This window comes from Priestia sp. SIMBA_032, assembly GCF_046535215.1.
Taxonomy (GTDB): domain Bacteria; phylum Bacillota; class Bacilli; order Bacillales; family Bacillaceae_H; genus Priestia; species Priestia aryabhattai.
In genome coordinates this window covers 1-257 of record NZ_JAWRXD010001038.1, presented here as the reverse complement: position 1 = coordinate 257, position 257 = coordinate 1, and the positions used below count along the sequence as shown (strand labels likewise).

The 257-nt window shown below is 54.1% G+C and carries 1 protein-coding gene; it reads left to right on the top strand.

Annotated features, from left to right (window positions below; all coding sequences use genetic code 11):
* A partial coding sequence (locus SB717_RS37505; RefSeq protein WP_410908212.1) for a hypothetical protein occupies positions 1-214 on the top strand: 214 nt, incomplete at its 5' end.
* Positions 215-257: the final 43 nt, after the last annotated feature.

The window sequence follows — 257 nt, the reverse complement described above, 5'->3', positions numbered from 1 at the left end:
CGTGGCGGCCAAGGCGATGATGACCAGCGCGGAAAAGACTGCGAGGAGCAAGCCGAAGACCAGCATGTGGTTAGCTTCGGCTAGGCCGAGCAGAAAAAACGACGGCCAAGACCAGCATGACCGTGATACCGAACGCTATTTGCATAGAGCATCTCTGTTTAGTAGTGAAGAGCGACAATATGACGGCAAGGGTGTGTTCAGAAGCAAGGGTTAGCCGTCCTCTGCCTCGTCAGGGTTGTCTTTTTCCGGTGAAGAAG